Origin of the sequence: Neorhizobium fuzhouense, from assembly GCF_042611105.1 — a bacterium.
In the GTDB taxonomy this organism is placed as follows: domain Bacteria; phylum Pseudomonadota; class Alphaproteobacteria; order Rhizobiales; family Rhizobiaceae; genus Neorhizobium; species Neorhizobium galegae_A.
Genome location: NZ_JBHFFP010000018.1, coordinates 33,262 through 48,113, shown reverse-complemented (window position 1 = coordinate 48,113; position 14,852 = coordinate 33,262). Strand labels below are relative to the sequence as shown.

General features: G+C 60.9%; 13 protein-coding genes and 1 pseudogene. 12 read left to right on the top strand and 2 right to left on the bottom strand.

Features of this window, described 5'->3' with window-relative positions; translation table 11 throughout:
• Positions 1–87: 87 nt before the first annotated feature.
• From ACEXP3_RS23105 to ACEXP3_RS23050, 12 genes and pseudogenes are all read left to right on the top strand, one after another.
• Positions 88–1,725: pseudogene (locus ACEXP3_RS23105) on the top strand (heavy metal translocating P-type ATPase); the annotation flags it as partial.
• Between the two features lie 70 nt (positions 1,726–1,795).
• A complete protein-coding gene (locus ACEXP3_RS23100; RefSeq protein ID WP_377299543.1) occupies positions 1,796–2,023 on the top strand; it encodes a limonene-1,2-epoxide hydrolase family protein in 228 nt (75 codons plus the stop codon).
• 616 nt (positions 2,024–2,639) lie between these two features.
• Positions 2,640–2,888, top strand: coding sequence for a hypothetical protein (locus ACEXP3_RS23095; RefSeq protein ID WP_377299542.1), 249 nt, complete (start codon positions 2,640–2,642; stop codon positions 2,886–2,888).
• The gene (locus tag ACEXP3_RS23090) at positions 2,885–3,172 is read left to right on the top strand and encodes a DUF1488 family protein (protein WP_377299541.1); all 288 of its coding nucleotides are present in this window, start codon (positions 2,885–2,887) and stop codon (positions 3,170–3,172) included. The genes ACEXP3_RS23095 and ACEXP3_RS23090 overlap by 4 nt, the downstream gene beginning before the upstream one ends.
• Before the next feature lie 45 nt (positions 3,173–3,217).
• Entirely contained in the window at positions 3,218–3,502 is a 285-nt protein-coding gene (locus ACEXP3_RS23085; RefSeq protein WP_377299540.1) for a hypothetical protein, read from the top strand.
• Positions 3,503–3,600: 98 nt separating this feature from the next.
• Positions 3,601–5,880, top strand: a complete 2,280-nt coding sequence (locus ACEXP3_RS23080) for a glycosyltransferase family 4 protein (RefSeq protein WP_377299539.1) — start codon at positions 3,601–3,603, stop codon at positions 5,878–5,880.
• Positions 5,877–7,232 (top strand): glycoside hydrolase family 130 protein, encoded by a 1,356-nt coding sequence (locus ACEXP3_RS23075; RefSeq protein WP_377299538.1) that lies wholly within the window; start codon positions 5,877–5,879, stop codon positions 7,230–7,232. Before ACEXP3_RS23080 ends, ACEXP3_RS23075 begins: the two co-directional genes overlap by 4 nt.
• A gap of 40 nt (positions 7,233–7,272) precedes the next feature.
• Positions 7,273–7,662 (top strand): hypothetical protein, encoded by a 390-nt coding sequence (locus tag ACEXP3_RS23070; protein ID WP_377299537.1) that lies wholly within the window; start codon positions 7,273–7,275, stop codon positions 7,660–7,662.
• Between the two features lie 260 nt (positions 7,663–7,922).
• Complete coding sequence (locus ACEXP3_RS23065; protein WP_377299536.1) at positions 7,923–8,555, top strand: tyrosine-type recombinase/integrase; 633 nt, start codon at positions 7,923–7,925, stop codon at positions 8,553–8,555.
• Positions 8,556–8,859: 304 nt separating this feature from the next.
• Positions 8,860–9,741, top strand: coding sequence for a DMT family transporter (locus ACEXP3_RS23060; RefSeq protein ID WP_377299547.1), 882 nt, complete (start codon positions 8,860–8,862; stop codon positions 9,739–9,741).
• Between the two features lie 613 nt (positions 9,742–10,354).
• On the top strand, positions 10,355–11,578 hold the full coding sequence (locus tag ACEXP3_RS23055; RefSeq protein WP_377299535.1) for an MFS transporter: 1,224 nt from the start codon (positions 10,355–10,357) through the stop codon (positions 11,576–11,578).
• Positions 11,579–11,588: 10 nt separating this feature from the next.
• Positions 11,589–12,704 carry an FAD binding domain-containing protein gene (locus ACEXP3_RS23050; protein WP_377299534.1) on the top strand — a complete coding sequence of 372 codons (1,116 nt, stop codon included), beginning with the start codon at positions 11,589–11,591 and terminating at the stop codon, positions 12,702–12,704.
• 85 nt (positions 12,705–12,789) lie between these two features.
• Here the strand turns inward: ACEXP3_RS23050 and ACEXP3_RS23045 are convergent, their stop codons facing one another.
• Entirely contained in the window at positions 12,790–14,463 is a 1,674-nt protein-coding gene (locus ACEXP3_RS23045; RefSeq protein WP_377299533.1) for an FAD-dependent oxidoreductase, read from the bottom strand.
• Positions 14,464–14,522: 59 nt separating this feature from the next.
• Positions 14,523–14,828 carry a UBP-type zinc finger domain-containing protein gene (locus ACEXP3_RS23040; protein WP_245367153.1) on the bottom strand — a complete coding sequence of 102 codons (306 nt, stop codon included), beginning with the start codon at positions 14,826–14,828 and terminating at the stop codon, positions 14,523–14,525.
• Positions 14,829–14,852 lie beyond the last annotated feature (24 nt).

Here is a 14,852-nt window from a genome sequence, read left to right as displayed (position 1 = left end):
TCCGTTCCTTTCCCAGCCAGGAAAATGCACCGGAAAACTCTAGCCAAAAATGGTCCAGTTTGAAGGGTTCAGATCAGTTCAGATCAGATCATCAACGCTACCGAAGAGGCAGCAACGGTGGTCTTTCTGTTCCTGGTGGGCGAGCTGCTCGAAGGCGTGGCCGCAGGTAAGGCGCGAGACAGCATCAAGTCCCTGACGGCGCTTGTGCCGAAGACGGCGCTGCTGGAAGAGGACAGAAAGACCCGCGAAGTGCCGACCGAGGCCCTTGCGGTCGGATCCATCATCCTGGTTCGCCCCGGCGACCGTATCTCTGCCGATGGCGTCATCGTTGCAGGTGAGAGCTCGATAGATGAGGCTCCCGTCACGGGGGAGAGTGTGCCGGTCCGCAAGGTCATCGACGACAACGTCTTCGCAGGCACCGTCAACGGCGATGCGGCACTCCGTGTGAGGGTCACGGCCGCTGCCGCCGACAACACCATCGCCCGCGTCGTGCGGCTGGTGGAGGAGGCCCAGGAGTCAAAGGCTCCGACCGAACGCTTCATCGACCGTTTCTCACGCTATTACACGCCAGGCGTCGTCGTGGTGGCAGCACTGGTCGCCGTCCTGCCGCCTATGCTTTGGGGCGGCATCTGGAGCGAGTGGGTCTACAAGGGCCTTGCAGTCCTTTTGATCGGCTGCCCATGCGCTCTGGTTATCTCGACACCGGCCGCGATCGCCGCATCGCTGTCGTCGGGCGCGCGCCGCGGCTTGCTGCTGAAGGGTGGCGCCGTTCTCGAGGGGCTTGGAAAGCTCACCGCCATCGCCTTCGACAAGACAGGGACGCTCACCGAGGGCAAGCCCAAGGTGACCGACGTGGTACCGTTCGGCCGCAAGGTTGATGAGGTGCTCCGCTATGCCGCTGCCCTCGAGATGGGATCCAGCCATCCGCTTGCCGTCGCGATCCTCAGCAAGGCCAGCGAGGACGGGATCGATGCACCACCCGCCACCGATGCGAAGGCGCTTGGCGGCAAGGGGGTGACCGCAGTGATCGATGGGATCGAGGTCTTCCTCGGCTCGCCTAAGGCCGCCGCGGTGCGCGTTACGATGCCGATGGCGCATTCGAAGACGATCACGGCTCTCAATGACGAAGGAAAGACTGTTTCCGTCCTTGTGATCGGCGACGTTCTCGCGGGTGCCATTGCGATGCGCGATGAACCGCGTACGGACGCCGTCGCTGGCCTCAAGGCGCTGACCGACGCGGGCATCAAGACCGTCATGCTGACTGGCGACAACAAACGGACCGCCACCGCCATCGGGGCACAGCTCGGCATCGAGGTCCGTGCCGAACTGATGCCTGAAGACAAGCAGCAGATCATTGGCGAGCTGAAAAAGGAAGGCTATGTCGTCGGCAAGATCGGCGACGGCATCAACGATGCGCCTGCACTGGCCGCCGCCGACGTCGGGATCGCAATGGGCGGTGGAACGGACGTGGCCCTTGAGACGGCTGATGCCGCGGTCCTGCACGGCAGGGTCGGGGATGTCGCCCTCATGATCGACCTCTCGAAGCGGACCATGCGCAACATCTTCCAGAACATCACCATCGCGCTGGGACTGAAAGCGGTCTTCCTCGTGACCACGGTCCTCGGCATCACGGGCCTGTGGCCCGCTATCCTTGCCGACACCGGGGCAACAGTGCTCGTGACGATGAACGCTCTGCGCCTGCTGCGTCCGATCCGAGGGGCTTGATGCTCAGAAAGGTCGTCTTCGGAGGCACGTTCGTTCTGGTCGCCAAATCGATCGTGTTCAGCTTTGCCAGGTGTCCTGGCGGTGTGGAGTCCCTTGGAGCTTTTCCAATCCGGGGAACGCGGCGTCGGGAAACGTCGTGCTGAACGAGCGGATCGACATTTTCCTCCACGAAAACGGTGGACGGATCACGCGGCCCGTCATGGGGACAGTGACCGTCGAGAACGGCACGATCACAGTCTGGCGTGATTATTTCGATCTGGCAGACTTCGACCGGCAGTTGAACCAGATCGGGAAGTAGTCGGACGGCCTCTGAAAAGAGGCCGCATTTGAGTCAAACTCGGACAGCAACACCAACAGATGCTTGGATGTCCGCTATCGCCTTTCGGCCCCCAGCATCGGACAGCCGGCTTCCGCTCCATCGCGGAAATGATCTCCGCTAGGCGCCTTCATCTCGGTCATTGAAGGTGGTTGGTTGGATATCCGAAAGCAGTCGGTCCGCTGCCCCGTCAGCAAAGCGCCGCGAGGTCGCGTCGATATATCGTTGTGCACTGGCTTTGAGCTGACGTGAACATGGCTCTAGAGCGGCAATTATTCCGAATTCACGCTAGCGCAGGAGTTTGGATCACGACGACAGATTTCGTGGATTGCTATAGCCGCCGCTCAGGTCAAAGACATGCCACAGCAAGCCATCCCTTCAATGAAGGCAGCCATTGAGAAGACTTTATTCATGGCGGAGAGCGAGCCGCGGCGCTGACCACATGACGACGGCGTCTCCGGTCGCGCCCTATGGATGTTTTCGAGGAGCCCTTGCAATTTCTGATAAGCGGTCCCATATCTAAGTGAGTGGCAGCCATTGAACGGGCACTGCCACTTTCTGGGCGGCACGCACCCTGGCCCCAATTGAGGAGGACATCATGTCTTCCGACCTTCATCAGCCTATCGGCAGCATCGACATCAGCATCATCAGAAGCGCGCTCCGGCGTTCCGGGTTTCGCTATGAGGAACCACTCTGCGAGCTGGACCGCGGCACGGCGCGCCATGTGCTCACGATGTATCAGAATGGCGCCCGCAGATCCGTCGAGTTGAGCCCTGCCGTCAACGTTTGGGCGGATGAAGCCGTCATTGCGCGGCCGAAGAACAGCGGTCAGGTCGCAAGCCGGTGACCCTTTCCTTCCCCAATCCGACCCGTGCGTATGACGAGACACGCGGTCTCATTCGTTTCATTGGGCATGATGGCCTGAACCAGGTCTTGTTTCTATTGCCTGTCGCGCTCTTTGAACGGGAGGGGTCGACCACTACCCGCAAGGAACGCGACTATCTCTTGGCATTCGATCGCCTGCGGGACCGCATCCTGACGACGGCGAGGCAGGCCTATCAGTCTCGGCGACGACAGACGATTGAACTCGATCTCAGGGCATTCGGGTCGTCTCTCCAGTCGGCAGCGTGACGATGGCAGTCGGTGCACTGAGCGAACTCGCAAGAGGAATAGGTCATGGACGAACTTGCGCAATCCGCTGTGGGGGTCGTCCATGACGGCCGCCTTGGGCGGGCATTTGATGAACGGAGAAACACCATGCCTTCTCACCGCTTTAACGTCGGCCAAATGGTTCGTCTCGTGACCGCGAAGGGTCTGTCTCCCGCAGCCGCCGTCACTTACACCATCGAGGCCTCCATGCCGGCTTACCAGAATAGCCCTCAGTATCGGCTCTGGAATGCCGAACTCCGTCAGGGGCGCGTCAATTTGGAACGGGATCTGGAGGTCACAGGATCGGCGTGATCCCGAGACCGATACTTGAAGTATCCACCATGCGGCCGCGTTTTGCGTCCCTGGCCAATTTGGCGAGACCTCGCCACCATGTTCTGGAGGGAACGCAGATGAGCAGACCGACACGTATCGCCTTCATTGGCAACTCTCTTCCGCGCCAATGCGGCATTGCAACCTTCACCGGCGATCTTTCCCAGGCGCTGATCGACGCGGGCGAACCCGTAGAGACGAGCATCGTCGCTGTGACGGATGCCGGGCAAAGCTACGCCTATCCGAGCGACGTGATCTTCGAGATCCGTGAGGAGGAAGTCGAAGACTATGTGACGGCCGCGCGGATCTTAAATGAAGGTCGGTTCGATGTGGTTTCGCTGCAGCACGAATTCGGCATCTTTGGCGGTCCGGACGGCGAACATATTCTGACGATGCTAGAAGCCCTGCGCATTCCACTCGTCACCACCTGCCACACCATCCTCGCCGAACCGACACCGTCTCAGCACCGCGTGTTGCAGAAGGTCGCTGCTCATTCCAGCCGCGTCGTCGTCATGGCGGAGAAGGGACGCGCTCTTTTGACGGAAATCTATGGCGTCGCCCCCCAGAAGATCGACGTCATCGCCCATGGCATACCCGACCGACCCTTTCACGATCCGGATCTGGCCAAAGTCGAGCGTGGTTATGCCGGACGCCCGGTCATCCTGACCTTTGGCCTCCTTTCGCCCAACAAGGGCATCGAGGTGGTCATCGACGCTATGCCAGACATTCTGAACGAGAGCCCCGAGGCTTTGTACATCGTCCTTGGTGCCACGCATCCGACGCTTCTGCGCCAGCAGGGCGATGCCTATCGCGACAGTTTGCGCCAGCGCACCGAGCGGCTGGGCGTCGATCATGCCGTCCAATTTCTTAATGACTTCGTCGATTTGCCGACGCTTCTCGACTTCATTGCCATGTGTGACGTCTATGTGACGCCCTATCTGGATGAAGCGCAAATGACCTCGGGCACGCTCTCCTACAGTTTTGGCATGGGCAGCGCAGTGGTCTCTACGCCTTATTGGCACGCCTGCGATCTCTTAGGCGACGGCCGAGGCATTTTGGTTCCTTTCGGCGACGCATCGGCCACGGGCAAGGCAATCTCTACCTTGCTCGGCGATGACGAGGCCCGCATGGCCATGCGTAGGCGGGCCTACGAGACCGGCCGCGCGATGATCTGGTCGCATGTCGCCACGCTTTACCTCGGCAGCATGGCCAAGGCACGAACGGCTTTTCGGCCGAAGTTTGTCAGCGACCTTATCTCCGTGCGTATGAAGCGCCCACCGCAGCAGACGGCTTCGAAGCTCGGCCATCTGCACACGATGTGCGACGACACAGGCATCATCCAGCATGCGGTGTTCTCCGTGCCGGACAGGTCGCATGGCTACTGCGTCGACGACAATGCGCGGGCTCTGCTTCTGTCCTCGCTCCTGTCGGCAGTCGGCGAAATCGGGATCGCGGACCGGATGACAGCCTCCTTCGCAGCCTTCGTCGAACATGCCTGGAACCCCGACACCGGCCGCTTTAGAAACTTCATGAGCTACGACCGCCGCTGGCTCGAAGACGAAGGCTCCGAAGATAGTCATGGGCGAACCCTCTGGGCGCTCGGGGCCTGCGCCCTGTCCGATACCGATGCACCGCGCCGTCGATGGGCAAGTGCCCTTTTCGCCCGGGCGATGTCCGTCACGCTCGACTTTCGTTCCCCGCGCGCCTGGGCCTTCACGCTTCTCGGCCTCAACGACTACTGTGTGGCCAACCCGCAAGATTCGCGCGCTCGGATGCTGCGCATACGGCACGCCGAAAATCTGATGGACCTGGAACGACGTGTGTCGAAGGTTGGGCGCCGCTGGTTTGAGGAGGGGCTGTCCTATGAAAATGCCCGCCTGAGCCAGGCTTTGATCATGACGGGCCTTTCCACCAAAGTGTCTTCCTTCGTCGAGACAGGTGTCGCGACCCTTGAATGGCTGATGACCCAGCAGACGAGCGATAAAGGCCATTTCCGCGCCATTGGAACGGACGGCTTCTTTGATATTGGCCAACTGCCGAAGCTCTTCGACCAACAGCCGGTCGAGGCGACGGCCACCGTGGCCGCCTGTCTTGCTGCCTATGAGGCGACCTCGGACAAAAGGTGGATAGAGGCTGCCAACCGGGCGTTCGACTGGTTTACCGGCAGCAATGACCACGGCGTCTCGCTGGTCGACCCCGAGACCGGCAGTTGCCGCGACGGCCTTCATGTGGATCGCCCCAACGAGAACCGGGGGGCCGAATCCGTGCTCTGTTACCTGATTTCCTGCGTCGAGATCGGGCGTGCCAACCAGATGCTGCGCCCGATACCCCCAAGGCTCGGCGTCAGGCAATTGTCATGAACCACCCCACCCACCGCAAAAACTCCGAAAGACCAGCTTTGCCCCAGTCCAGTCTCCTCAACCGGCAGGCCCTCTATCTGAAGCCGGATCCGACACGGGTCATCGTGCGCCCTTTCAAGCCATCGACCGAACCTCGGCATCTGAAGCCGCGCGATAAAACCCGGGCGAATGACATCGTTGATCGCGTTCTGTCTCTGGACCCGGCCTCGACCGCCAATCAGTTGCGCGACATCCTCGCAAATTTCGAGGGCCGGCATCGCAATCTGTTGCGACAGTTCGAGTTGCGGGCGGATGCGATGGAAGATGCATTTATCCACCACCAACAGTTCAGCCAGCAGCAGAGGCAGTTGGTCGGGGCATACTTCATGAACGAATATTCGTTCGAGTCCGCCGCTCTGTTCAACCCGAGCATCGTGCCACATCCTGACCAGTCGGGTATTGGTGAGGGAAGCCGGAGAGTGATCCTCAGTCTAAGGGCTGTAGGCGAAGGACATATCTCCTCGCTTACCTTCCGCTCCGGCGTGATCGATCCCGAAGGGGCCGTCACCATCGATGCGCCGATGCAACTGGCAGGTCTGCCGGACATCCATACAAGTGACGGCCTGGCGCCCGCCGGCTGCATCGCAATCAGTTTCAAGGAAGAGAGCGATCTCAGCGAGCGGGTCATCTTTCCGGTGACAGAGGCGCAATCGAACGGCATCGAGGATGCCCGCTTCGTCGCGTTCGAGGATCAAGGCAAGACGATCTATTTCGCCACCTATACCGCCTATAGCGGTTCTTCAATCCGCTCGGAGCTCCTGGAAACGGCCGATTTTCTCAACTTCACCTTGACGCCGCTGCACGGGCCTGCCGCCCGCAACAAGGGCATGGCGCTCTTTCCCCGCCGCATTAACGGCCGTTATGCCATGATCGCTCGCCAGGACAGCGAAAACCTGTTCCTGCTCTATTCCGACGATCTGCATCATTGGGATGAGGGACACCTCCTGCTAAAGCCGGAATTCGCCTGGCAGTTCGTCCAGATCGGCAATTGTGGCTCGCCCGTTGAAATTGACGAAGGGTGGCTCCTGTTCACCCACGGCGTGGGACCAATGCGGCGCTACGCAATTGGGGTAACCCTCCTCGACAAGCACGACCCAAGCATCATCCTATCGCGCACCGTCGAACCGCTGTTGCAGCCGGAGCCGACGGAGCGGGAAGGCTATGTCCCGAACGTCGTCTACTCTTGCGGTGCCATGCGGCATGGCGATCTGATCGCCCTGCCATATGCGGTCTCGGACACCTATTCCAACTTCACCACGATGAAGATCAGCAGGCTTCTAGAAACGATGCATCCCACCGGGACGGCCTTGTGAATGCGCAGGGCAGGTGGGTCATGTCATTCCGCGTCCGCCAATGAGCGTCCAGCAATTGAAACGCGTCTTCCTCGATGACATTCTGCCCACCTGGAGCAATTCCGGTTTCGACGGGACCTGCGGCCAATTCGTCGAATATCTGGAACTGGATGGATCGCCTCAGAAGGCAGGTGAGGTCCGGACCCGAACCGTGGCCCGCCAGATCTATGGTCACGCCCATGCCGCCCACCTCGGTGTTGCCCCCCTCAGCGTCGCTCGACTGGGCCGAACGGGCTTTCGCCAATCTGCACCACGTCGCCTGGGTGAGCGGGAAGCGCGGCGGCACTACCGTCTGGACCTGAACGGCGCACCCATGGGCAGCACGATCCCAGCCAGCTCGCTCTATCATCTTTGGACGGCGATTGCGGCTTCGACGGGGGATTCCGGTTAACCTGCTCCACCTTAAACGCAGAATTGCTGAACAGCAGGAGGTGTGGTCTGGCTTCCAGAGTCTGGGGGGAGGGTGAGTTCAACCCTGACGACCAAGAACCCTTTTGCCAGCTTTAGGCTGAGCTCGACCAAGCCGCCAGACTTTTACATGTCGGTCCGGCTTGCGGCACCTCAACTTCAGACAGTCGGCTTCCGGCCCCGTCATCTAATTGTAACGTGCGCGTTCTCCCTGTGGCCAATGGTGGCCAGAGGAGAACTGAAATGGGTATCTCACAATATGATCCTGCTGCACTGGGTCGACCGGCTTGGAACGCAGGCAAGCAAGTTGGCGTCAAGAAGCCCCTGAAGCAGCGCCAGGTCTGGGCAGTCCGCTTCTTCCTGGACCGTGAAGGAAGAATGCGAGATCGGGCGCTTTTCGATCTTGCCATCGACAGCAAGCTCCGCGGCTGCGATCTGGTAAAACTGAAAATCAGGACACTCGTCACCGGCCACGACATTCGAACTCGGGCGCTGGTCGTCCAGCAGAAGACTAGACGACCAGTGCAGTTCGAAATTACGACCGAGGTCAGAGCTAGTCTGCTTGCCTGGCTGCCGCGAAGGGGAGGAACAGTCGATGACTATGCCTTTCCCAGTCGCGTTGACTACGCAGATCATCTTAGCACTCGGCAGTACGCCCGACTGGTCGATGAGTGGGTGACAGCGATCGGGCTTCGGCGGGAGGATTACGGCACGCATTCCCTACGGCGAACGAAGGCTGCCATGATCTACAAGGCCACTGGCAATCTTCGAGCGATCCAGATCCTGCTTGGCCATACCAAGATCGAGAACACAGTCAGGTATCTCGGCGTCGACATTGAGGATGCACTAGAATTGGCCGAACGGACCGAAATCTAAAGGGGGCGGCCCTGCATGCTGCGGGGCCGCGCCCGATCCTTTCGTGAGCCTCTCGAAGGACTCGGTCCGCTTTGCGCCGTCATTTAGGTCGTAGCGCTCGTCATCTCCCGCGCCTGAAAGCGGACACGGCCTGGCGGCATGCCGTGCGGTAAGAAGCCGCAACTCTCAAGGAGAACGTGGATGCGGGGGCATGACTTTGCGCCTGCAGCAGCTTAAGACGGCGGTGTCCCAGAACAAAGTTCCTTGTGATTCAACGCTGGGAAGCCGATCGCCAACCATCACTCGAAACCTGAAAGCTCACTACATGGACAACAGTCGACCGACGGCCAAGGCGGCGGCGTGGATGGTGGCATCTGTGTTGTTGATACTGCTCATGTCCGTTTCGGGTCGAATTATTACCCGCGAGCTTGACGTTTTCCAGGCAATGGAAATGCGTTCCGTCATCGCCCTTTTTCTGCTGTTGCCGTTGGTTTATCGAGAGGGCGGAATCCGGGCAATGCAAACCAGGATTCTGCCCAGGCACATCGGCCGCAACGTTGCCCACTACGTGGGCCAATATGCCTGGTTGATGGGACTGACGCTAATTCCATTGGCCCAGCTCATTTCGATAGAATTTACAGCGCCCATCTGGGCTGCCTTTCTGGCTGCGATATTCCTGAATGAGCAGCTTACATGGCGGAAGGGAGTCGTAATCCTTTTTGGTCTAGCGGGCGTCGCACTGATTGTGCGTCCGGGCGTAGCCCCTCTCAATCCGGGCCATTTGATAGCGCTTGGAGCGGCTGTCGCATTCGCAATCTCGTTCATCTCCACAAAGGCGCTGACGCGGTCCGACAGTGCCACAAAGATCATTTTCTGGATGCTCGTGATCCAGTCGATCATCGGAATCGCTCCGGCCCTGAATGTTTGGCTTTGGCCGTCGGCTTCAACATGGCCATGGATATTTCTGTTCGCGTTCGCCGGTTCATTTGCCCACTTTTGCATGGCAAAGGCGTTGGCCCTCGCAGATGCTACAGTCGTGATGCCGATGGACTATCTGCGGGTGCCATTATCAGCTTTAATCGGGTATCTCTTGTATGCCGAGGCCATAAATGGCTTCACCGCAGTCGGCGCGGGTTTGATCGTGGTTGGCAATCTATTCAACCTGCAACGACCTAATGCTAAGGAAATTGAACCGACACCGAGTTGAGCCCGGCTCAGACCTCGACCGAAAGAACTACGATGTCGACTTTACCCGCTGGGCGTCATAAAGCCGACAGTCGCCTCCCGGCCCCATATCATCCATTCCCAAGGGAAAGTAGCTGCCCCGACACGGAAATTCAGCGACAAATGACGGGGTCGACGGTTCGACTCCTTCCAAGGCGAGGCTATGACGGCTTTGCGCCTCCATCTCGGTCACCAAGGCAGTGACAGCGAGAACCCGAAAGCAGACATCGCTTGAGCAGAGGTGATACGCCGCTTAGATATCAGGCCACGGCTGTCTCGTCCTGTATGGACGTTGCGGGTGGCAAACTGCTCAAGTTCATCGCAGCGCTGTCGGCTGGGCAAGTGCCAGCGTATCACGTTGTCTCAAATACAGGACGTATGGGTAAAGCGGCGGATCAACAGCAGCCGTGACTATCATAAAAAGGGGCAAGCGCCGAAGTTGCGGCCTGTTGCCGGCACTATTCATGCGGTCTTAGACCCAACAATTGCTGGTTACCTAGACCGATGTATAGGTTCGGCTAGACATCCATTGAATGTGCCGAGAGCAGTTCCGGATCTACCGTCTTTTTTATCAAAAGAGGTAACGGAGCCAGACAATGGACACGATAACACCGGACTACAGAGAAAGAGCGCCGGGTGCGGATCACATAAGCATCGGACGTGGCGCGCTACTGGCCATGGCTATTGCCGGCGGCATCGCGGTGGCCAACATCTACTACAACCAGCCGATGCTCGGCATCATCGAGGCCGAGTTCCCTCACCAGCCCATAACGGGAATGGTGCCGACGGCGACGCAACTGGGCTATGCGCTCGGTCTTTTCCTGATGCTGCCGCTCGGAGACATCGTCAATCGCCGAAGCATGATCATCGGCCAGTTCGCGGGGCTGGCCGCGGCATTGGCGCTGGCCGCACTGGCGCCGTCTGCCTGGATGCTGGTTGCTGCCTCGGTCATCGTCGGAGCCTGTTCGACCGTTGCCCAGCAGATCGTTCCCTTTGCGGCCTCGCTGGCGGCGCCGGAAAAGCGTGGCGCCACGATCGGCACCGTGATGGCAGGTGTTCTGTCCGGCATCCTGTTCAGCCGAACCTTGTCAGGCTTCGTTGGAGAACATGCCGGCTGGCGGAATATGTTCTGGATCGGCGTGCCGCTCGCCCTTTTGGGAGCGGGTCTGATGTTCGCGGTCCTGCCGCATCATCGGCCGACCTCGACCTTGCGCTACCATCAGGCCATCCGCTCGCTCGCGGAACTCTGGAACCGGCATCCGGCGCTCAGGGCCGCTACGGTCATCCAAGCCTTGCTGTTTGCCTCCTTCACCGCCTTCTGGACGATCCTGGCGCTCTATCTTGCCGGACCCAGCTTTCACCTGGGCGCGGATATCGCCGGCCTGTTCGGGATCGTCGGTGCAGTCGGGGTGTTTGCAGCACCGTTCGCCGGTCGCATTGCAGACCGCAAGAGTCCGCATTTTGTGGTCTGGCTCGGGGCAGCACTGACCATCGTCGCCTGGCTGATCTTCGGCCTCTGGGCATCGGTCGTCTCCCTGGTCATCGGCGTGATCGTCCTGGACTTCGGCATCCAGAGTGCGCTGGTCTCCAACCAGCACATCGTCTATGCGCTCGACGCCAACGCCCGCAGCCGCCTCAATACGGTGTTCATGACCGGCATGTTTCTGGGCGGTGCGGCAGGCTCGGCGTTGGCCATGCTGGCATGGGGCAAGGGCGGCTGGCCGATGGTCAACCTGCTCGGGATCCTCCTTGGCATGGCAGCCTTTACCGTCAAGTTCGCACATCATCGGCGGCATCAGCCCGCTGCGGCTAGGAAGTGAGGAGATGACGATGGAAAAGCTCCGTATCAGGATCGTCGGCGGGTCGCTTGCCGGTCTCTTTGCCGGGATCATGCTCCAGCAGGCCGGCCATGATGTTCGCATCTATGAGCGGTCGAGGATGGGCCTTGGCGGCCGGGGCGCCGGCCTGGTCGGTCAGAACGACCTGTTGCACATCCTTCGACGGATCGGCTGCGATGAGGTTGCTCGGGTCGGCGTGGTGGCCAGGGAACGCATCTATCTCAACCATGACGGCAGCATCGCCCAGACCGTCCGCACACCGCAGACCCAGATCTCCTGGGATGTGCTGTTCGAGACGGTCGCCTCCCGCATAGCACCGGAGAGCTACCTGCTGGGACAAGACGTCGTCGATGTGATCGACGGTGACAGCGGTGCAGAACTCGTCTTCGCCGATGGGACGCGCGAAAGCGCCAACTTGGTGATCGGTGCGGACGGACTTGGCTCCGTGGTGCGCGGCGCCGTCAACCCGACGGACCACCGGAACCGCTATTCCGGTTATGTCGCATGGCGCGGGTTGATCCCGGAAGGAGATCTGTCTGAGGCAGCGGCCCTGCTTCTTGACCGGTTTTCCTTCTATGTCCGGCCGGGCGTGCATGTGCTCGGTTATCTGGTTCCGGGATCACGCGGTGAAATGGACAAAGGCAATCGGCGCTATAACTGGGTCTGGTACCGCAAGGTTGCGGACCGCGACCTGCCTGCCACCTTCACGGATACAAAACACCAGACCCATGCGTTTTCGCTCGCCCGTGGCGGTCTGTCGGAAGACCGGCTTCAGGGCCTGCGCGACGATGCCGGCCAGGCCCTTCCGCCACAGTTCGCGCTGGCGGTCGCCGCTGAGCCCAGCCCGTCGATCCAGGGCATATTCGACTATGAGGCGCCGCGCATGATCGGCCGGTCGATCGTCCTGATCGGCGACGCAGCCTTTGTCGCGCGGCCGCACACGGCCATGGGTGTCTCGAAGGCCGCCGGCGACGTCATGGCCCTAAGCGACCACCTGGCACGGGCGGGTGATCTGGCCACGGCCCTGCAGCACTATGAAGCCGAACGTATCGAGGTCGGTCGCGAAATCGCCGCCTATGGCCGGCAACTGGGCGCATCGGCCCTCTGAAGACCGGCCGAACGATGCCCTGCGCATGAAGAACAACCCGCAGGCATGTGCCTGCGGGTTGTTTGCGTCTCGGGTCGATGATCCTTCACCGAGCGGTGCTTGCAAAGCTTAGCGCCTCGTGGATCTGCGACACCACTGCGGCACCCTCGCCGACGGCAGCGGCGACCCGCTTGGTGGATCCGGCGCGGACGTCGCCGATCGCAAAGACATTCGGCAGGCTGGTTTCAAGGGGCAGGGGATTGCGGGCAAAACCGCGAAGCGTGTCGAAGGACCGGCCCGTCACGATGAAGCCCTTGGCATCAATGTGGACGCGGTCGCTGATCCACCCGGTGTTTGGATCGGCACCGATGAAGAGGAACAGGTGGTGAAGGGGCAACTGCCGCTGGCTGCCATCGAGCCGATTGCGCAGGGTTGCGGATGAGAGGCCGATGGCCGGGTCGCCGTCGATCGCGTCCACTTCGCAGTGCATGTGAAGTTCGACGTTGGGGAGAGCCTTGATGCGGTCGATCAGGTATTGCGACATCGTCTCCTCCAGCGCCCGGCGGACCACCAGATGCAGGGTCCGCACCTGGGGTGCGAGGAACACGATCGCCTGGCCCGCCGAATTGCCGCCGCCGACCAAAGCCACCTCTTCGCCGGCGCAGAGTTTTGCCTCGATCGGGGTGGCCCAGTAGGAGACGCCATTGCCTTCGAAAGTCCCGATATTGGCGATCTCCGGCCGCCGGTAGCGGGCGCCGGATGCGATCACCAGGCTGCGTGCCAGCACTGTCTCGCCGCCGGCAAGGGCGAGGCTGAGGGGCGCGCCTTCGTCTTTCGGCGGGATCAACCCGCTGACTTCGACCGGCAGCACCATTTCCGCGCCGAATTTGAGCGCCTGGTTATAGGCTCTGCCCGCCAGGGCATGTCCCGAGATCCCGGTCGGAAAGCCGAGATAGTTTTCGATGCGTGTCGAGGCGCCGGCCTGACCGCCCACGGACCGTTCGTCGATGACGATGACGTCAAGACCCTCCGATGCGGCATAGACCGCCGTGGCCAAACCCGCGGGTCCGGCGCCAACGACGGCGACATCATAGAGCTTTCCGGGAATAAGCTTCGGCGTCATCCCCAGGCAGGCTGCGGCCTCTGCATCTGTCGGCTTTTTCAGCACGGTGCCGTTGGGGCAGACCATCAGCGGCAGGTCGGATGCCGGGATGCCCAGGCGTTCGATCAGCGCCCGGCCTTCGCCCGCGGCGGCAGCATCCAGCACGATATAGGGAAAGGCGCTGCGGGCGAGAAATCCCTGCAGGCGTGAGAGCGCGGCATTGCCGGGGGTTCCGATGAGAACCGAACCCGCGCCGGCGTCGATCAGCCCGACGCGGCGAAGGATGAAGGACCGCATGATGATCTCGCCGACATCGGCGGAGCCGATGACCAGCGCCCGCAGATGGGCAGCATCGAAGGCGACGGCCGTACAGCCCGCCGCTCCGGCGCGGGCGCCGGCAAGCGTCGGGCGCCCTGAGAGCTGGTTGACCTCGCCTGACAACTGGCCGACGCCATGGGTCGTGATCGGCGCCTCATGGGAGAGACCTTCATGGCGAAAGACGTCCATGGATCCTTCCAGCACCAGCCAGGCGGGCGCTGCGTGGTCACCCAGCTTATAGACGACGTCGCCAGGTTCGAACCGCCTCGGCTCACTGCTTGCAAAGCGTCTGGCCGTTTCGACCTGATGCGGGTTGAGCACCGGAAACATCTGGTGCTGGCGTGCGCTGAGATCTGCCATGATATGTCCCCCGGCTTGTTGGACCAAGCCATTTCGCCAATCGGCCTGACGCTGCGGCGTCAGAAATAACGCGGGATCGGTCCGCGCTGTGGTGTCTGGTCCGGCAGCTCCACCATGGTTTCGTCCACATAGCACCAGCCCCAGCCTTCCGGTGGGTCATAGCCCTCGATGATCGGATGCCGGGTGGCATGGAAATGCGCTGTTGCGTGGCGGCCGGGCGACTGGTCGCAGCAACCGACATGACCGCATTCGCGGCAGAGCCTCAGGTGAAGCCAGACCTGCCCGGTCTTGAGGCATTCCTCGCAGCCGAGCGTCATCGGCTTGACCGACCGGATCGTCGATTGATGGGAGCATGGGTGAGGCATGAATTCCACTCCTGGACCATCTGG